General features: G+C 69.7%; 16 protein-coding genes. 8 read left to right on the forward strand and 8 right to left on the reverse strand.

Translation table 11 applies throughout. The features are described 5' to 3' along the window. Positions 1–17: 17 nt before the first annotated feature. From R8F63_12515 to R8F63_12525, 3 genes are all read right to left on the reverse strand, one after another. A complete protein-coding gene (locus R8F63_12515; protein ID MDW3219425.1) occupies positions 18–1,772 on the reverse strand; it encodes an NAD(P)H-dependent oxidoreductase subunit E in 1,755 nt (584 codons plus the stop codon). Next, on the reverse strand, positions 1,765–3,663 hold the full coding sequence (locus tag R8F63_12520; protein ID MDW3219426.1) for a molybdopterin-dependent oxidoreductase: 1,899 nt from the start codon (positions 3,661–3,663) through the stop codon (positions 1,765–1,767). Before R8F63_12520 ends, R8F63_12515 begins: the two co-directional genes overlap by 8 nt. A 119-nt stretch (positions 3,664–3,782) precedes the next feature. Beyond that, positions 3,783–4,256, reverse strand: a complete 474-nt coding sequence (locus R8F63_12525; protein ID MDW3219427.1) for a hypothetical protein — start codon at positions 4,254–4,256, stop codon at positions 3,783–3,785. 97 nt (positions 4,257–4,353) lie between these two features. On the opposite strand from R8F63_12525, the gene R8F63_12530 reads away from it, so the two are divergent. The 4 genes from R8F63_12530 (at position 4,354) to R8F63_12545 (ending at position 7,958) form a co-directional block, all read left to right on the forward strand. Next, positions 4,354–4,896: a hypothetical protein gene (locus R8F63_12530; GenBank protein ID MDW3219428.1), complete on the forward strand. Its 543-nt coding sequence runs from the start codon at positions 4,354–4,356 to the stop codon at positions 4,894–4,896. Between the two features lie 5 nt (positions 4,897–4,901). Beyond that, entirely contained in the window at positions 4,902–5,363 is a 462-nt protein-coding gene (locus R8F63_12535) for a DUF2231 domain-containing protein (protein ID MDW3219429.1), read from the forward strand. Positions 5,364–5,438: 75 nt separating this feature from the next. Beyond that, on the forward strand, positions 5,439–7,145 hold the full coding sequence (locus tag R8F63_12540) for a proline--tRNA ligase (protein MDW3219430.1): 1,707 nt from the start codon (positions 5,439–5,441) through the stop codon (positions 7,143–7,145). A 66-nt stretch (positions 7,146–7,211) separates the two neighbouring features. After that, the gene (locus tag R8F63_12545; protein MDW3219431.1) at positions 7,212–7,958 is read left to right on the forward strand and encodes an IclR family transcriptional regulator; all 747 of its coding nucleotides are present in this window, start codon (positions 7,212–7,214) and stop codon (positions 7,956–7,958) included. Positions 7,959–7,961: 3 nt separating this feature from the next. Here the strand turns inward: R8F63_12545 and R8F63_12550 are convergent, their stop codons facing one another. Then, positions 7,962–8,402, reverse strand: a complete 441-nt coding sequence (locus R8F63_12550; protein ID MDW3219432.1) for a PPOX class F420-dependent oxidoreductase — start codon at positions 8,400–8,402, stop codon at positions 7,962–7,964. A gap of 39 nt (positions 8,403–8,441) precedes the next feature. Here R8F63_12550 and R8F63_12555 point away from each other — a divergent pair, with 39 nt between their 5' ends. Next, the gene (locus R8F63_12555; GenBank protein ID MDW3219433.1) at positions 8,442–9,638 is read left to right on the forward strand and encodes an amidohydrolase family protein; all 1,197 of its coding nucleotides are present in this window, start codon (positions 8,442–8,444) and stop codon (positions 9,636–9,638) included. Positions 9,639–9,643: 5 nt separating this feature from the next. Here R8F63_12555 and R8F63_12560 read toward each other — a convergent pair whose 3' ends face one another. The 3 genes from R8F63_12560 to R8F63_12570 form a co-directional block, all read right to left on the reverse strand. After that, a complete protein-coding gene (locus tag R8F63_12560; GenBank protein MDW3219434.1) occupies positions 9,644–10,618 on the reverse strand; it encodes an electron transfer flavoprotein subunit alpha/FixB family protein in 975 nt (324 codons plus the stop codon). Continuing rightward, the gene (locus R8F63_12565) at positions 10,618–11,379 is read right to left on the reverse strand and encodes an electron transfer flavoprotein subunit beta/FixA family protein (protein ID MDW3219435.1); all 762 of its coding nucleotides are present in this window, start codon (positions 11,377–11,379) and stop codon (positions 10,618–10,620) included. Before R8F63_12565 ends, R8F63_12560 begins: the two co-directional genes overlap by 1 nt. Before the next feature lie 93 nt (positions 11,380–11,472). Next, the gene (locus R8F63_12570; protein ID MDW3219436.1) at positions 11,473–14,010 is read right to left on the reverse strand and encodes an FAD-dependent oxidoreductase; all 2,538 of its coding nucleotides are present in this window, start codon (positions 14,008–14,010) and stop codon (positions 11,473–11,475) included. An 80-nt stretch (positions 14,011–14,090) separates the two neighbouring features. Here R8F63_12570 and R8F63_12575 point away from each other — a divergent pair, with 80 nt between their 5' ends. The 3 genes from R8F63_12575 (at position 14,091) to R8F63_12585 (ending at position 17,422) form a co-directional block, all read left to right on the forward strand. Further along, on the forward strand, positions 14,091–14,750 hold the full coding sequence (locus tag R8F63_12575; GenBank protein ID MDW3219437.1) for a GntR family transcriptional regulator: 660 nt from the start codon (positions 14,091–14,093) through the stop codon (positions 14,748–14,750). A gap of 84 nt (positions 14,751–14,834) precedes the next feature. After that, a complete protein-coding gene (locus R8F63_12580) occupies positions 14,835–16,532 on the forward strand; it encodes a formate--tetrahydrofolate ligase (GenBank protein ID MDW3219438.1) in 1,698 nt (565 codons plus the stop codon). A gap of 14 nt (positions 16,533–16,546) precedes the next feature. Further along, on the forward strand, positions 16,547–17,422 hold the full coding sequence (locus R8F63_12585; GenBank protein MDW3219439.1) for a methylenetetrahydrofolate reductase: 876 nt from the start codon (positions 16,547–16,549) through the stop codon (positions 17,420–17,422). A 4-nt stretch (positions 17,423–17,426) separates the two neighbouring features. Here the strand turns inward: R8F63_12585 and R8F63_12590 are convergent, their stop codons facing one another. Beyond that, positions 17,427–18,647, reverse strand: a complete 1,221-nt coding sequence (locus R8F63_12590; protein MDW3219440.1) for a hypothetical protein — start codon at positions 18,645–18,647, stop codon at positions 17,427–17,429. Positions 18,648–18,725: the final 78 nt, after the last annotated feature.

Raw genomic sequence — 18,725 nt, forward strand, 5'->3', positions numbered from 1 at the left:
ATGCACCTCCGACCCGGTCACGACAGGCCTTCGATCAGGCCGAGCTCGATGGCGGAGTCGATCGCCGACGCGGCGGTGTGGCCGAGGCCGCAGATCGACGCGTCCTCCATCACCCGGGCGACGTCGCCGACCAGGGCGCGACGGTCGGCGGTGAGCGAGCCGGTCCGTTGCAGCTGCACCATCGTCTCGTGCTGACGCACCGTGCCGACCCGGCACGGCACGCACTGGCCGCAGCTCTCGTTGCGGAAGAACTCGGCGATGCGGACACAGACCGCCGTCATGTCGATCTCGTCGGTGAACGCCATCACGACACCCGAGCCGAGCGTGGTGCCCCGCTCGCGGGTGTGCTCGAGAGTGAGTGGCATGTCCAACGCATCCGGACCCACGAACGAGCCGGCGGCGCCACCCAGCAGCACCGCGGCGAGGGTGCCGCTGCCGGTCAGGCCGCCGGCGAGGTCGAGCACCTCGCCGAGCGTCGTGCCGAACTCGACCTCGTAGACGCCCGGCCGCGCCACCCGACCGGACAGGCACAGCAGCTTGGTCCCGGGTGAGCGCTCCGTGCCCCGTGTGCGGTAGGCGGCCGCGCCGTGGAGAACGATGTCGAGGGCGTTGAGGAGGGTCTCGGGGTTGTTGATCGCGGTCGGCTCCCCGAAGAGACCGTGGGTGGTGGGGAACGGTGGTTTGCTGCGCGGTTCGCCCCGGAACCCCTCGAGCGACGCGAACAGGGCCGTCTCCTCGCCACAGATGTAGGCGCCGGCGCCGCGGCGGATCTCGATGTCGAAGGCCTGGCCCGCTCCGGCGGCATCGGCGCCGAGGAGGCCGGCCGAGCGGCACTGGTCCACGGCGTTGCGGAGGCGGGCGGTGGCCAACGGATACTCGCCGCGGATGTAGATCCACCCGTTCTCCGCGCCGGTGGCGAACCCGGCCAGGGTGAGCGACTCGACGACCGCGAACGGGTCGTTCTCCATCACCACCCGGTCCTTGAACGTGCCCGGCTCGCTCTCGTCGCAGTTGGCGACGACGTGCTTCGGACGCCCGTGCTCGGCCGCGACCGCCTTCCACTTCACGCCGGTCGGGAACGCGGCGCCGCCGCGACCGGAGAGCCCGGCGTCTGCGATGGCGTCGCACACCGCGGCCGGTCCGAGCTCGAGCGCCCGGGCCAGCGCCCCGAATCCGCCGTGCTCGCGGTACGAGTCGAGTGAGGTGGGGTCGACCACACCGACGTTCGCGAGCAACCGGAGCCCGGTGTCGCCCTGCTGGGGGACCCGCCGATCGGAGGCGACCTCGTCCGCGGGCACCACATCAGGACCACCGACACTCTGGACGAACCGGGCGGGAGCTCGCTCGCATTGCCCCAGGCACGGCGAACGGTGGACCGGGCGACCCGCCGACTCGAGCTCGGCGATCAGCACCTCGTTGGACGCGATCTGACAGGCGGCATCGACGCACACGTGCACGACGGCATCGGTGTGGCCGGGGTCGTCGACCCGGAACATCTCGTAGAACGTGGCCACGCCGTACGCCTCGGCCGGCGGCACCTGGAGCACGTCACACACGTGGTTGAGGCCGCCGGGTGAGATCCATCCCTTCGCGTTCTGCAGCGCATGGAGCGCGGGCAGCAGCAGGTGGCGCCGTTCGCGGCGGCGGGTGCCACCGCCGATCACGAGCCGTTCGGTCTCGTGCACCACAGCGGGGTCGTCGCCGATCGCCGCGGTGACGGCGGCGATCTCGACGTCGTCGGCGAGGTCCGGACCGATGAACAGGTCAGCCATCGGTCGTCGCCGCCAGCCTGTCGATCCGGATCGACGCGGCCTTGAACTCCGCGGTGCCGGACCTGGGGTCCCACTCGTCGTTGGTGAGGGTGTTGATGTCGACCAACTCGGGGAAGTGGAACGTGGTGAAGGTCAGGCCCTCGGGGAGATCGACCTGCACCCGCGCGTGCATCTCCACCGACCCGCGAGGCGAGGTGACGCGCACCCGCTCGCCGTCCGCGATCCCGAGCCGCACGGCATCGGCCGGGTTGACGTCGATCTCGTCGCCGTAACGGATCGGCGACGCGTAGGCGTTGGACTGCACGCCGGTGTTGTAGCTGTCGAGCGCTCGCCCGGTGGTGAGCCGCAACGGATACTCGGCGGTCAGCTGCTCCTTCGGGCCCTCGAAGTTGGTGATGCTGAACGGCGCCGGCCCCCGCCCGCCGAGGTCCTGCTCCCAGAGCCAGCCGTGCAGGAAGGGCGAGCCCGGGTGGTCGAGATCGGGGCAGGGCCACTGGAGACCGCCCTCGGACTCGAGGCGCTCGTAGGCCATGCCCGCGTGGAGCGGCGACAGCGAACGGAGTTCGTCCCACAGGTCCTCCGGCGACGGGCTGCCCCAGTCGACGCCGAGCCGTGTCGCGAGGTCGCCGAGGATCTCGTGATCGTGGCGGCACTCCCCGGGTGGCGCGACCGCGGCCCGCACTCGCTGCACGCGCCGCTCGGACGACGTGACCGTGCCCTCGCCCTCCGCCCACCCCACCGAAGCCGGCAGGACCACGTCGGCCAGCTCCGCGGTGCGGGTCAGGAAGATGTCCTGCACGACGAGCAGGTCGAGCCCGGACAACAGGGCGCGGGCATGTTCGACATCGGCCTCGCTGTCCGCCGGATTCTCGCCGATGACGTAGACGCCCTTGATCGCCCCCGCCTCCATCGCCTCGAACATCAACGTGAGGTGCAGGCCCGGTCGATCCGGCAGCGCCTTCCCGTAGGCCGCTTCGAACGTCGCCTGGGTCGCCGGGTCGCCGACGTCCTGGAAGCCGGGGAACTTGTCCGGCAGCGCCCCCATGTCGCCCCCGCCCTGCACGTTGTTCTGTCCCCGCAGCGGGACGAGGCCGCTCCCCCAGCGACCGATGTGGCCGGTGAGGAGGGCGAGGTTGCACAACGACAGCACGTTCTCGACCGCGTTGTGGTGCTCGGTGATGCCGAGCGTCCACAGGATCTGGGCCTTCTCCGCGGTGGCGTAGGCATGGGCCATGTCGCGGATCGCCGCCGCGGGCACGCCCGTGAGGCGCTCCGCCTCGTCCAGCGTGTACGGCTCGACGTGGGCCTTGTACGCCGCGAACCCCTGCGTGGCGTGGGCGATGAACCGTTCGTCGTGGAGCCCGGCGGCGATGATCTCGCGTCCGACCGCGTTCGCCATGGCGATGTCGGAGCCGACGTCGAGACCGAGCCACACGTCGGCGAACTTCGCGGAGCTGCTCCGGCGCGGGTCCACGGCGAACATCCGGGCGCCGTGGTCGAGTCCCTTCAGGAGATGGTGGAAGAAGATCGGGTGGGCCTCACGGGCGTTCGATCCCCACAGCAGGACGACGTCGGCCTCTTCGATCTCCTCGTAGGAACAGGTGCCGCCGCCCGCTCCGAACACTGTCGCCAGACCGACGACGGAAGGCGCGTGTCAAGTTCGATTGCAGGAGTCGATGTTGTTCGACCCCATGGCGGTGCGGATGAACTTCTGGGCGGCGTAGTTCATCTCGTTCGTGCCCTTCGAGCAGCTGAACATGCCGAATGCCTCGCCGCCGTGCTCGTCGCGGATCCGAGCGAATCCCTCGGCGGCGCGGGTGAGCGCCTCGTCCCAGGTGGCCGTTCGCAGCCGGCCGTCCTCACGCACGAGCGGAGTGGTCAACCGGTCCAGCGGCCGCCCGTAGGTGCGGCCCTTGCGACGTCGGCGGGTACCCGCCGCGGTGGACGCGCTCGCGTCAGCGTGCTGCATGCCGGGACGGTACCGCATGGCTCAACGGCGAGGCACGAGTCTCACGGATCCCGGTGGGCGATGGTCATGGTGGCCGGATCCACCCCGGGGGCGAATTCCAGCGCGACCGCTCGCGTGACGCGGATCGAATCCGCGTCGCAGCCGCCGAAGCTCCGCAGGTCGACATCCATCCGGTCGCCGTCGATGCCGATGCGCACCTCCGGCGCCCACGGACAGTTCGGGAAGACGGTGTAGAGGGCGAGCGCGTCGTACCCGCCGACGCCCCGCTGGATCTCGAGGACGTTCCCCCGATCCGTCACGTCGTCGCCGAGCAACCCGTACGGATCGACCGCCCATGCCCGGGTGACGGCGCCGTCGTCGACGAACGCGCCGTCGAGATCGATCTCGAACGCCTCGTCGCCTCTCGGCGTCGCCATCTCCTGGCGTCGGCTCTCCGACGGCGTATCCACCGTGACGAGCACTGCGAACACCGCGACCGCGGACGCCACCGCGAGGAACACCCATCGCCGGTCCATGCCCGTGCACGGTACCGCCCCCGACGCTGCAGCTCCGGACGCGCGCTCGTGTGCCAGGCTTGTCGCTCACCGTCCAACGAGCTGGAGAACCCCCGCCGTGCACCGTCTCATCACCACCGTCGCGATCACCGCGCTTCTCCTCGCCGCCTGCGGCGACGACGGGAGCGGCGACGGGACCGAGGATCCGACCACCACGACCACCACAACCACCACGACGACCACGACAACGACGACGACGACCGCGGCGCCCGATGACGAGACCAGCACGCCGACGGACGAGCCGGCGGACACGCCGGGCGGCGAGATCGCGGTCGGGCTCAGCGAGTTCAGCATCGTGCTCGACGGCGAGATCGTGGCGGGCACCAACACGTTCACACTGACGAACGAGGGTGAGTTCCCCCACGAATTCGGGATCGTCGCAGCAGCCACCTACGAGGAACTGCCCAAGCTCGACAACGGCGCGATCGACGAGACGCTCGCCGAGGGGATCCTCGGGAAGAGCGACACGCTCGACGCCGGCACCTCGGCGACGATCGAGTTCGACCTCGAGCCGGGCGACTACCTGCTCTTCTGCAATGTGAACTTCGGTCCGAACAGTCATGCGGCCAACGGCCAGACGTTGCCGATCAGCATCGGCTGACCTCGATGCGATCCCTGTTCGACCTTCCGGCGCATCCGTTCTTCATCCATCTGCCACTCGTGCTCGTGCCGATCAACGCGATCGCCGCCGTCGTGATCGCCTGTCGGCGGACCTGGCAGCGCCGCTACGCCGTCTCGTTGGCGATCGCCGCCTTCGTGGCCGCCGTGGGAGCGGTGCTGGCGGCACGATCGGGTGAGGAGTTGAACGAGGAGCTCTCGTCGCGCATCGGGCCCCTCGCCGAGGAACACCAGTCACTCGCCGAGACAGGGGTCTGGCTGGCGCTCGCGTTCTTCGTCGCGTCGCTCGTCGTGGTACTCGTCCAACGAATGACCGCGAGCGAAACGGGTGAGCGGGTCGCGCAGGGCGTGATGATGACGGCGGCGGCGCTCGCGATCGGCGCGGCCGTCTGGATCGTGCGGGCCGGGCACGAGGGCTCGCGCATCGTGTGGGACGGCGTCATCAGCTGAAGCGAGGCGCGGGCTTTCGACCGACGCTCGCAACTCGCCCGGTTCCGAAGAGTCCAACCGGTACGGTTGCTGGCCATGCGCTGGTCGAAACTCCACATCCCCACGTTGCGCGACGCACCGGCCGACGCCGAGGCCGCGAGCCACAAGCTGCTGGTCCAGGGAGGCTTCATCCGCCAGCTCCACGCGGGCCACTATTCGCTGCTGCCGCTCGGCCTGAAGGTCCACGAGAAGGTCGCGGCGATCGTGCGCGACGAGATGAACGGGATCGGCGCTCAGGAGTTCCTCCTGCCCGGCATGCACCCCGCGTCGTTGTGGAAGAAGTCCGGTCGGTGGGACGTGATGGGCGACGAGATGTTCCGCGTCATCGATCGCAAGGGGGCCGAGAACGCCCTCGGCATGACCCACGAGGAGGTCTTCACCGACCTCGCGCTCGAGATCGCCTCCTACAAGTCGCTGCCCCAGATCTGGTATCAGATCCAGTGGAAGTTCCGCGACGAACCCCGCCCGAAGAGCGGGCTGCTGCGAGTCCGGGAATTCGCGATGAAGGACTCCTACTCCTTCGACATCGACGAGGCCGGACTCGACGCCAGCTTCCGGCTCCACCACGACGCCTACGTCCGCATCTTCGAACGTCTCCGGCTGCCGGCGATGCCCGTCGAGGCGTCATCCGGCGCGATGGGCGGGTCCGGTTCGACCGAGTTCATGGTTCCCTCGCCCGCCGGCGAGGACGACGTGGTCCGCTGTCCGTCGTGCGACTACGCCGCGAACGTCGAACGAGCCACCGCCGCGCTCCCTCCCATCGAAGACCGCGACCTTCCCGAGCTCACCCGCTTCCCCACGCCGGGCGTGCGGACGATCGCCGCGCTCGAGCAGATCGAGGGCGGGGCGCCGGCCGACCAGCAGATCAAGACGATGGTCATGGTGCTCGACGGCGCGGTCACCCTCGCGCTCGTGCGGGGCGACCATCAGCTCAACGTCCAGAAGCTGCAGGATCACACCGGCGCGATCGACATCCGTCCGGCCACCCCCGAGGAAGCCGTCGAACATCTCGGCGCGAGTCCCGGCTCGTTGGGAGCGGTGCAGGTCGACGGTCTGCGGATCATCGCCGATCCCGCACTCGAGGGACGCACCGGTCTCACCACCGGTGCGAACGAGGACGACTGGCACTGGACCGGCGTGGACGTCGAGCGCGACATCGCGGTCGACGAGTTCGCCGATCTCCGCGAGGTGCAGGCCGGCGAGCCCTGCATCAACTGTGGCGCCGCACTCGAGATCGTCCGTTGTATCGAAGCAGGCCACATCTTCAAGCTCGGCACGAAGTACTCGGATGCACTGGGCGCCCACGTCCTCGATCCGGATGGCACGAAGCGAGCGCTCGTGATGGGCAGCTACGGCATCGGCATCGGCCGCAACATGGCCGCCGCGGCCGAGACCTTCCACGACGACAACGGACTGAACTGGCCCGTGTCGATCGCGCCCTATGAGGCGGTCGTCACCATCGTGAGTGTCAAGGACGACGCGTCGGTCACCGCGGGCGAGCAGCTCTACGCCGACCTGCGGGACCGCGGCATCGATGCCCTGCTCGACGACCGCGACGCCCGAGCCGGCGTGAAGTTCGCCGATGCCGAACTGATCGGCATCCCCTACAGGATCACGATCGGTCCCAAGGCGCTCGCGGACGGCGAGGTCGAGTTCACCCCCCGAGCGACCGGCGACACCACGCGCGTCGCGATCGACTCGATCGTCGACCGGGTCACCGAGGAGATCATCGCGGCGCGGTGACGGCGGGACCCGCGTGATCTGTTCCGCATTGTGGAACAGTCCCGGTGACGGCCTACGGTGGTCATCATGTCCGTCCAGTCGATCGAGCGAGCCTTCGCCCTGCTGCGGGCCCTCGCCGTGGGGCCGGCCGGTGTCACCGAACTCGCCGACAGAGTCGACCTCCCGAAGTCGACCGTCGCGCGTCTGCTGAGCGCGCTCGAGACCGAACGCGCCGTCACCCAGGACGAGATGGGCGGCGTCTACCGGCTCGGCGAGGGACTCGTCGACATCGCCGGGGCAACGCAGCCGGGCCGCAACCTCGTCGCGACAGCCCGTCCCCACCTTCTCGACCTCATGGAGCGCTCGGGCGAGACCGCCGGCATCTCGGTGCCCGACGGTCGCGACATGTACTACCTGGACCACGCCGATGCCGAGGGCGAGGTGCAGGTGCGGGACTGGACGGGCGAAAGCTGCCCCATCCACACCGTGCCCTCCGGCCTCGTGGTCATGGCGTACTGGCCCGACGCGAAGCTCGACGCGCTGCTGCGCTCCGACCTCATCCGAACGACCAGCTGGACCGTCACCGACCCGGACCAGATCCGCGAGCGGCTCGAACAGATCCGCAGCCTCGGCTACGCGTGGGGCTACGAGGAGTTCGCGGAGGGCATCAACTCGATCGCGGCGCCGGTCATCGAGTCCGACGGCACCGTCGAGTCGGCGGTGCACATCCACGGACCGGCGTACCGGTTCCCGGATCCGGAGCGCACCCACGACCTCGGCATTCTCGTGATGGAGACGGCCGCGAGCATCGCGGAGCACCTCGCCGCGGACTGAACGTCAGTCGCTGATGCCGAACGCCCCGCGGCGCAGGGTGGGCGTGACCCGCACGAGCACTTCGTCGGCACCGCCGTTGCGTCGGCCGTACTCCTCGGCCCGCTCGTCACCGACATAGCGCCGACAGGTCTCCGTGGCCCAGTGGCGCAGGGCGTCCGGGTCCTCGGCGTGGGTCGTGATCGCCGCAGTGCCGTCGACCCGGGCGAAGTCGAACGGGAACTCCATCACGTCGACACAGATCGAGACGCGGGGGTCGCGGCGGATGCAGTTCGCCTTGAGCGTCGCCGCACCGGTCATGAACACGAGGTCACCGGTCGCCGGGTCGGCGTCGAACCAGATCGGTGTGACGACGGGCCGGCCGTCCTTGCGCACCAGCGCGAGCTTGCCGGTGCGCGAGCCGGTCGTCATGAACTCGATCACCTCGGCGTCGGACATCGGTCGCATGGATGGGACCGTAGCGGCTCCGCGCGCGAGGCTGGAACGGTGACCTACATCGAAGGACGAGTCGTCCACGACGCGGACGCGCACATCATGGAACTGCCCCATTGGCTCCGCGAGCACGCCGACCCGGGCATCCGGGACCGCATCGAGATCCCGGGCTACGCCAACGAACTGCGCCAGACCGGCGACAACGACGAGCAGTTGGCCGACCTCGACCAGGCCTTTCGTCGACTCTTCGAGCGCCACGCCTCGGACGACTACCGCGCCGACGAAGCGGCACAGGTGATGCTCCGCAAGAACTTCGCGGCGACCGGCTCGTTCGTCGCCGAGGACCGGCCCCGCGTCCTCGACTACATGGGCGTGTCGTCGCAGCTCATGTTCAACACGTTCCACAACTCGCGCCTGCGGGACTGGGAACACGCCGGCGACGCCGAGCTCGCGGCGGGCGCGGCCCGCGCCCACAACCGCGGGATGCTCGAGTTCTGCTCGGTGGACGAACGTCTCCTCTCCACCTGCTACGTGCCGTTGTTCGACTTCGCGATCGCCGAGGAGATCGCCCGCGAGTCGATCGCCGCCGGCGCCGGCGCCCTGCTCGTCGCATCCGGCTGCCCGCCGGACCACTCGCCGTCACACCGCGAGCTCGACCGCGTGTGGGTCCAGGCCGAAGAGGCGCAGGTTCCCGTGGTCTTCCACGTCGGGGGCACCGGTGAGCTGCTCGATCCGGCCTATTTCAACAACGGGCTCCCGATCCCGCCGGACTTCCACGGCGGCGAGGAGAACTTCCGCTCCGTCGACTACATGGGCATCGCCCATCCGCCGATGCAGACGCTGGCGACGCTGATCTTCGACGGCGTGCTCGAGCGATTCCCGGCCCTGAGGATCGGGGTCATCGAACAGGGGGCCGTGTGGCTGCCCAGCTTCGCCAAGCGCATGGAGTCGGCGTTCGACGCGTTCCATCGTCACGAGGAGAGGCTCCAGGATCTGTCGCTGCGACCGACCGAGTACCTCCAGCGCCAGGTGCGGGCGACGCCGTACCCGACCGAGGACGTGGGCTGGATCACCGACCAGCTCGGACCCGACGTCTGCCTGTTCTCCTCGGACTACCCCCACGTGGAGGGTGGTCGGGATCCCTACGGCCGGTTCGAACGCAGCCTCGGCGATCGACCGGAAGCGGTTCGCCAGGCGTTCTACTGCGACAACATGGTCGACCTGATCGGCGCGCCCATCACCTCCGGCTGAACCCGTCAGGAGGTGCGGATCCTACGGCGCTTGATCTCCTCGGTGATCGCGGGCACGACCTCGTGGAGGTCGGCGATCACGGCCCAATCCGCCTTCACCACCATGTTCGCCTCGCGATCGGTGTTGATCGCCAGGATGTGCTTCGACGCCATGGCGCCGACCCAGTGCTGGATCGCGCCGGAGATGCCCGACGCGATGTAGATCTCCGGCGCGATGCGGGTGCCGGTCTGGCCGACCTGGTCCGCGTGGGGGCGCCAGCCGAGGTTCGTGACCGCGCGGGAACAGCCGACGCGGCCACCGAGCAGTTCGGCGAGCTCCTCGAGCGACGCGAACCCGTCCTCGCTGCCGACCCCGCGACCACCACCGACCACCACCGGCGCGGTGGGCAGCGTGACACCGGCTTCCTGCACGACGCGGTCCCGCACGACGGTGACGGCGTGGCGCTCGTCGAGCCCCGCCGCGAACGACTCGGCACCGGCGTCGCGAGGGTCACCCGGCTCCGCGGCGACGGCGTGGAGGCCGCAGCTGAGCAGGGCGACGTCCGCGTCGAGCGTCGCATCCTCGAGGAGCGAGCCACCCCACTGGACGCGGGTCATGGACCACGGGGCGCCCGGCGTGACGTCGATGCAGTTGGCCACGAACGGCGCGTCGAGGCGCGCCGCGGCGTGCGCCATCACCTCGTTGCCCCGGTCCGAACCACAGGCGAGCACGGCGTCGGGGGCCAGCGTCTCGACCATCTGGGCGACGACCGCGCCGTGGGCATCCGGCCCGTAGTCGGACAGGACATCGTGGGTGCACGTGTGGACGGTCGCCGCGCCGTATGCGCCGGCCGCCGCGACGAGTGACTCGTCGGCGGCACCGATCAAGGCGGCTTCGAGATCCTCGCCCATCTTCGCGGCGAGCGTCCGCCCGAAGGTGAGCGCCTCACGGGCGGCTTCGACGAGTTCGCCCCGATCGTGTTCGAGAACGACGAGCAACATCAGAGCACCCCCAGCTCGGCGAGCACGTCGACCACCGCGGCCGCCGCCTCGGGACCCTCGCCGAGGATGACGGTCTCGGACACCTGCTCCTCGGGGCGATGCAGCCTGACCCGCTGCTGGCCACCGGCAGCCGCGGCGACGTCCAGCGATCGGACCTCGAGCTTCTTCGACGCCAGGCGGCCCTTCATGGTCGGGTAGCGGGGCAGATTGAGCCCTTCCTTGACGCCGAGAACCGCCGGGCGGGGCAGCTCGTACACCTCGAAGCCACCGTCGATCTCGCGACGGGCCCGCACGGTGTCGCCGTCGAGCTCGATGCCCTTGATGCCCTGCACGATCGGGCGACCGAGCGCATGGGCGACCCGGATGCCGACCTGGAAACCGCCGGCATCGGCCGACTCGTTGCCGAAGAGGATGAGGTCGAACGGGGCCTCGGCCTCGAGCTCCGTCACCGCGGCCGCGATCGCGGCGGCCGTGCGCTGCGGGTCGTAGGCGGTCCCGTCGGTCGGGATCAGCACGCCGTGGTCGGCGCCGACCGACGCGGCGTAGCGCAGCTGCTCCTCGGCCTCACCCGGACCGAGGGTGAGCACGGTGACCTCGCCGCCGTGCTCCTCCTTGAGCTGGATCGCTCCTTCGACGCCGCACTCCTCGTGCGGGCTCGTGGTGAACCCGAGATGGGCCGCATCCACGTCCATGCCGTCGGCCGTCACGTTGATCTTGGCCCCCGGCGCCGGCACCCGTTTCACACAACACAGAATCTTCACGTCTCAACAACCTTCTCTGGTCATGAAGGAGTCACGAAAGGAGCCGAACGGTGACCCCTTCGTGACCATAGATCGCGGGTGGGGGCGGACAACTCAGGACTTGAGGCGGGTGTCGTCGGGGTCGAAGGCGGAGCCGGTGCCGACGACGGTGCAGGGGTAGAGCTCGTTCATGTACATCGACTGGAGCTTGGTGCCGGGCTCGGCGAGCTCGTTGGGGACATAGCCCATCAGCAGGTTCTTGCCGAGCGACGGCGCGTAGCCCGCCGTCGTCACGCGGCTGGCCCGGCCGTGGCTGTCGACGATGCGGTTGCCGTCGAGGTCGAGGATCGGCTCGTTGCCCCCCTGCATGAAACGCTCACGACCCTGGCTGTCGACGTTGTCGTCGACGATCAGCGTCACGCACTGCACCTCGGCACCGGCCTCGCGAGCCGCCAGGTAGGCCTCCTTGCCGATGAAGTCGGCGGCCTTGACCTTCGGGCGGGCCAGCCCGGCCTCGACCGGGTTGTACTCGCTCTCGAGCTCCGCCCCCATGAGGCGATAGCCCTTCTCGATGCGACCGGACAGGCTGTACACGCCGCCGCCGGTGATGCGTAGGCCGTGGTCCTCGCCGGCCGCCATGACCGCGTCGAACACCGAGGGCGCCTGATCCCACGGGACGTAGATCTCCCAGCCCGTGTCGCCGACGTAGGAGATGCGGAAGAGGTGGCAGTCGACGCCGGCGATGGCGACCGGCAGGTAGCTGCCGTAGGGCGAACCCTCCTGGGTCAGGTCGTGGTCGGTCAACTGGCCCAGCACCGCCGGCGCGTTCGGCCCCCACAACCCGAGCGTGCTGATCTGCTTGCTGAGGTTGGTGAACGTGACCGACCCGTCGTTCGGCATGTGCTTGCGCACCCAGAACTCGTCGCGTCCCCCGTCGAAGACACCGGTGACGATGCGGACCCGGTCCTCGGCCATCCGCATCATCGTGAGATCCGAGTGGAAGCCGCCGTCACCCGTGAGCCAGGGCGTGTAGACGGAACGACCGACGGGGACGTCCACCTTGTTGACCGCGAGATGGTCGGCGAACTCGACGGCGCCGGGGCCTTCGAGGTCGTAGATCTGGAAGGCGCTCAGGTCGATGAGCCCACAGTTCTCCCGCAGGTTCAGGTGCTCGCCGACCGTGATCGGGCTCCACCAGCGGTTGTCCCACTCGACGGGACGCTCCGCGAGGCCGTAGCGCTCCACGAGGTCGGCGTTGGAGGCGTACCACTGGGGCCGCTCCCACACCCGGGCCTGGAAGAACTCCGCGCCGAGTGCCTCCTCGCGACTCTTGAAGGGGGCCTCCACGAGATGGCGGCGGTCGGCCCACTGCTCGGACGGGTGGACGATGCCGTACGTCTTGTTGAACGACTCCTCGGCGCGGGCCCAGATGTGGTCGTCGCTCTTCTCCTCGTCGTAGAAGCGGGCGATGTCGGCGCCGTGGGCGTCGATCACCCGGGGGTAGCCGTAGTGCATCCACTCGGCGACGACCTGGCCCATGCCCGGGCCCTCCTTGACCCACACCGCGGCGGCCGACCAGAGGTTCTCGACGTCCGGGATCTCCCCGAGGCACGGCATGCCGTCGGGCGTGAGCGAGAGGAGCCCGTTGATGGCGTACTTGATCTCGGCGTCGCCGAGCATCTCCATCAGCTCGATCGCGGTCTCCATCTGATCGTCGAAGTCGTCCGGTGTGAACGGCAGCTCGGTGGGTGAGAGCGCAGCCTCCTCGTTCGACGGGATCTCGTCGGGGTGGTGCAGGATCGGGCGGTGTCCGTAGCTGCCGACCTCCATCGATCCGGCCGACTGGCGCTCGTAGCAGAAGGTGTCCATGTCGCGGACGATCGGGTAGCCGATCTCGTTGTTGGTCTCGGCGAGGATGTCCATCGGGCCGACGTCGGCCATCTGGTGCACCGCCGGGACGAGCGGGATGTAGGTGTCGGCCATGGAGGCGATGCGGTTCGACCACACGCCGCACGCGATCACGACGTGATCGGCCTCGATCGTCCCCTTGTCGGTCTCGACCGCGGTGATCTTGCGACGACCGTTGGGACGAGGAGTGTCGTCGGTGACGAGATCCAGCACCTCGGTGTTGGCGAACACCTGCAACCCGGCCGTCTCGATGGCCTCCTTGCGCATCGTCGTGCCGGTCTCGAGCGAGTCGACGACGCTCACGGTCGGGCAGTAGAAGCCGCCGAGGATGACCTCGTCGTTGATGAACGGCACGAGCTCCTTCACCTCGGCCGGGGTGAGAAGGTGCGCCTCGATCCCCCACGCCGTCGCCGAGGTCATGCGGCGTTGGAGCTCGTCCATGCGTTCCTGGGTGCGGGCCACCTCGATGCCACCGGAGTCGACCGACAGACCGAGGTCGCGGTACTGGTTGGCCGACTGCTCACCGAGCAGCGCCATCTCCTTGTTGTGGTCGACCGGGAAGATGAAGTTCGACGCGTGGCCGGTGGAGCCCCCGGGGTTCGGCAGCGGCCCCTTGTCCAGTAGGACGAGGTCCGTCCATCCCAGGCGGGCGAGATGGCCGACGACACAGTTGCCGACGATGCCGGCGCCGATGACCACGCACGTGGCCTTCTCCGGGAATGCGTTGGTGGGCAGATCGGTCACGGTTGACTCCAACGGCGTGGTGATATATCACTCATGTATCAGACAGCGTAGGACACGACCCCGAGCCGGGCAACCACTTCATGAGTGACCTCACCCTCAGCGAGCAGGCCTACGCCGACCTCCGCACGATGATCGTGCGACTCGAGCTCGCGCCCGGCGACGTGTTGCGCGAGGACGATCTCCGCGCCCGGCTCGGCATCGGCCGCACCCCCATCCGTGAAGCGCTCCAGCGGCTCGCCCGAGAGCACTTCGTGACGGTCATCCCCCGGCGCGGCATGTTCGTCGCCGGCATCGACGTGAGCGAACTCTCCATGCTCTTCGAGACCCGCACCGTGCTCGAGCCGTACGCGGCCCGCCTCGCCGCGGCGCGGGGCACCGACGAGCACTGGACGCGGATGGACGCCGAGCTGAAGGCGACCACGAAGGCCAGGGGCGACAACGAACGGCTGATGGCGATCGACCGTCGCTGCCACGAACTCATGTGGCAGGCCGCCGGCAACCGGTTCCTCCTCGACACCCTCGACACGCTCTACGCCCAGTCGGACCGGCTGTGGCACCTGTACCTCGCCGAGGTGGCCGACATGAGTCACGCGGTGAGCGAGCACCGCACGATCCTCGACGCCCTCCGCTCGGGCGACGGCGACCGGGTCGCCGACCTCGTCGAGGCGCACGTGCGCTCTTTCGACGGCGACATCCGGGCCGCCGTGACGGAGCGACTCGAATCGCCGCTCGCCGGCTGACGCAGCGTTCCACATCGCGGAACGCTCCCACATCGTGGAACGGAAATGCTAGAGTGACGCCCGGTTCATGCCGAAGGGGTCACTGTGAGCTTTCCGTCCGATCTGGAAATCGCGAACGGCGCGAATCTCGAGCCGCTGAGCGAGATCGCGAAAGCAGCCGGGATCCCCGACGACTGCCTGGAGCCCTACGGCGTCGGCGCCGCGAAGATCCGGCTCGACGCGATCGAGCGCATGCAGGACCGTCCCCGCGCCAAGTACGTCGTCGTGTCCGCGATCACCCCGACGCCGCTCGGCGAAGGCAAGACGACCACCACCGTCGGGCTCGGGCAGGCGTTCCGACACATCGGCAGCTCCGCGACGATCGCGATCCGCCAGCCCTCGATGGGGCCGACCTTCGGCATCAAGGGCGGCGCAGCCGGCGGCGGCTACAGCCAGGTCGTGCCGATGGAGATGTTCAACCTCCACCTCACGGGTGACATGCACGCCGTCACCGCGGCCCACAACCTCTGCTCGGCCCTTCTCGACGCCCACCTCTACCACGGCAACGACGCGGGCTTCGACGTCCACAACATCACCTGGCGCCGGGTGCTCGACGTCAACGACCGGGCCCTGCGCAACACCGTCATCGGCCTCGGCGGCCGCCTCGACGGCATCCCCCGCGAGACCGGCTTCGACATCACCGCCGCCTCCGAGGTCATGGCCACCCTCGCCCTGTGCACGTCGCTGCAGGACCTCCGCACCCGACTCGGCCGCATCGTGCTCGGCTACTCGGAGGCCGGCACGCCGATCACGGCCGAGGAGATCGGCGCCGCCGGGTCGATGGCCGTCATCTTGAAGGAGGCGATCAAGCCGAACCTGATGCAGACGCTGGAGAACACCCCTGCGCTGGTCCACACCGGCCCATTCGGCAACATCGCCACCGGCAACTCGTCGATCGTCGCCGATCAGATCGGCATCCACACCAGCGACTTCCTCCTCACCGAGGCCGGCTTCGGGGCGGACATGGGCGCCGAGCGGTTCTTCAACATCAAGTGCCGCTACTCGGGTCTCACCCCCGACGCCGCGGTACTGGTCGCCACGGTGCGCGGGCTCAAGGCCCACTCCGGCAACCACCGGATCGTCGCCGGCAAGCCGCTCCCCGATGCGATCCTCGAGCCCAACCCCGACGAGGTGCACGAGGGCGGGGCCAACCTGCGCAAGCAGCTGGAGAACATGCGGATCCACGGCTGCACGCCGGTCGTGGCGATCAACGTGTTCCCCGACGATCACGACGAGGACATCGCGGCGATCCACGAGATCGCCGCCGAGTACGGCGCCCGCGCCGCGGTGTCGACCCACTTCTCCGACGGGGGCAAGGGTGCCGCCGAGCTCGCCACCGCCATCCAGGACGCGGCCGAGGAGGAGTCGCAGTTCTCGTTCCTCTATCCGGACGACGCATCGCTCAAGGACAAGATCCACGCCGTCGCCACCAAGGTCTACGGCGCCGACGGCGTGGAGTACACGGCTCAGGCGGACAAGCAGCTGGCGACCTACACCGAGGCCGGCTTCGCCGCGCTGCCGGTCTGCATCGCGAAGCAGCACCTCTCCCTGAGTCACGACGCCGCCCTCAAGGGTGCACCGACCGGCTGGACGCTGCCGGTGCGGGAGGTGCGCGCCTCGGTCGGCGCCGGGTTCGTCTACCCGATCTGCGGCGACATGCGGACCATGCCCGGGCTCGGCCGCACACCGGCCGCCCACGCCATCGACATCGACGCCGATGGCAATGTCGTCAACCTGAGCTGAGGAGCCGATCTGCGTTGAGCGCCACCGCCTACTCCTTCCGCCGAGGACCTCGGGCGATCACCGACCCGTTCGTCCGCGGCCTGGTCGCGGACATGACCTACGAGCTGGTCCCGATGAAGAGCCTCGCCGCCCGGCTCCCGGATCTGCCGGCGAACGCCCGCATCTCCGTGACCGCCTCGCCGGTCAAGAGCCTCGAGGAGACGCTCGACGTCTGCGCCGAGCTGCTCGACCTCGGCCATCGACCGGTCCCCCACCTCGCGGCGCGCATGGTGGCCGACGCCGACCAGGTGGCGGCGATCGCGGCCCGCTGCAAGCGACTCGGACTCACCGAGGTCTTCTGCATCGGCGGCGATCGCGAAGAGCCCGGCGCCTACCCGGACGCCATGGCGTTCCTGCGGGAGCTGCTCGACGTCGCGGCCGGTGACATCACCACGGTCGGCGTCGGGAGCTACCCGGACGGGCACGCCTTCATCCCCGAGGAGGCGCTGCGGGCCGCGCTCGTCGAGAAGCAGGAGTTGTTCGCGGCGGCCGGCGTCGACGGCCACGCGACGACGCAGATGTGTTTCAGCGCCGACACCATCCGCACCTGGCTCCGGGCCGAACGCGCCGCCGGCCTCACGCTCCCGGTGCACCTCGGGCTGCCCGGCGTCGTCGATCGCACGAAGCTCATGACGATGGGCATGCGCGTCGGTGTGGGGGCGTCGCTGCGCTATCTCAAGAAGAACAAGGCCGGGCTCACCCGGCTGTTCGCGTCGCCCGGCTACAACCCGAGCGCACTCGTCGACCCACTCGGTGGTGACTTCGAGACGCTGGGGATCGCCGGCCTGCACACGTACACCTTCAACCAGGTGGCCGCCACCCACGAGTGGCAGCGGGCCGTCCTGGGCTGACTGCTCACCCTCCGATTGCCGCCACCGCGTCGGCAAGGATCAGGAACGAGCCGGTGACGAGAATCGCGTCGCCGGGGGCGGAGCGCTCGACGGCTCGGTCGACGGCGGCCGCCGTGGTCGACGCAGCCGCCGCATCCACGCCGTGCCGACGCAGCGCGTCGACGACATCCGCGGCGCGATGACTGCGGGGCGGTGTCGCCCCGCCGAACTCGGTGACGATGATCGGGCAGCCGAGGCGGGCGAGCTCCCGTGCGCAGCCGTCGAGATCCTTGCCGGCGCCGAGGGCGAGTACGGCGAGCGCCGGCCACGCGTCGCCGGGGAGGGCGTCCACGAGCGCGGCGAGCTTGAGCGGGTTGTGGGCGCCGTCGAGCAGGAGCCGCCGTCCCGCGATGTCGCGCCGTTCGCCCCGCCCGACCGGCGGCGGTCCCAACGGCGCCGGGAGGGTCACCCCGAGCAACTCGCCGAGCGCGTCTGCTGCGACTGCAGCGACCGCGCGACCGTCGCGCACCCACGAGCCGGCGGGCGCGACCTCGACCAACTCGACACCCGCGGTGTCCGCGCATGTCCGCACCACCGCGGCCGCATCCGGATCGGGTTGGGGGCCGAGCACCGCGATCCGCCGCCCCGCGAGCACGGCGGCCTTCTCCCGGGTGATCGCGTCGATCGTCGAGCCGAGCTCGGCCGTGTGGTCGAGGCCGATGGCGGTGATCACGGTGATCGTGTCGGGCCGGTCGAGCACCGCGGTCGCATCCAACCGCCCGCCGATCCCGGCCTCGGTGACGAAGACGTCCACCCCGGCGTTGCGGCCGAGCACCCACGAGAGGGCGGCCGACGCCGCGAAGAACGTGGGCGGGCGGCCGTGTTCGCGCGCCACGATCGTCGCCGCGGCGCGCACCTCGTCGACGGCGACCACGAGGTCGGCCGGCGACGCGAAGCCACCGTCGATCGTGAACCGCTCGCGGATGTCGTGGACATGGGGCGACACGTGTGTGGCGACCGAACACCCGCCGGCCACGATGGCGTCGGTGAGCATCGACGCCACCGTGCCCTTGCCCGCGGTTCCCACGATGTGCACGGCCGGCGCCGAGCGCTGCGGATTCCCCAGTGCCTCGACGAGCGTGGCGGCCAGCGCCGGCGCCTCGCCCCCGCGGGGCCGGGGAAGGCCCCAGAGCGAGCGCAACCACCCCTCGACTTCGCGCACCCCTTCGGTAGACTGTTCCGTCATGCGGAACGGTTCCACGATCCAGTACAGATCCCGTCGTCCGCTGGCGCCGATCGACCCCTGCCGCTACCACTGAAGCCG

The sequence above is a fragment of the Acidimicrobiales bacterium genome (genome assembly GCA_033344915.1).
GTDB lineage: Bacteria > Actinomycetota > Acidimicrobiia > Acidimicrobiales > Aldehydirespiratoraceae > JAJRXC01.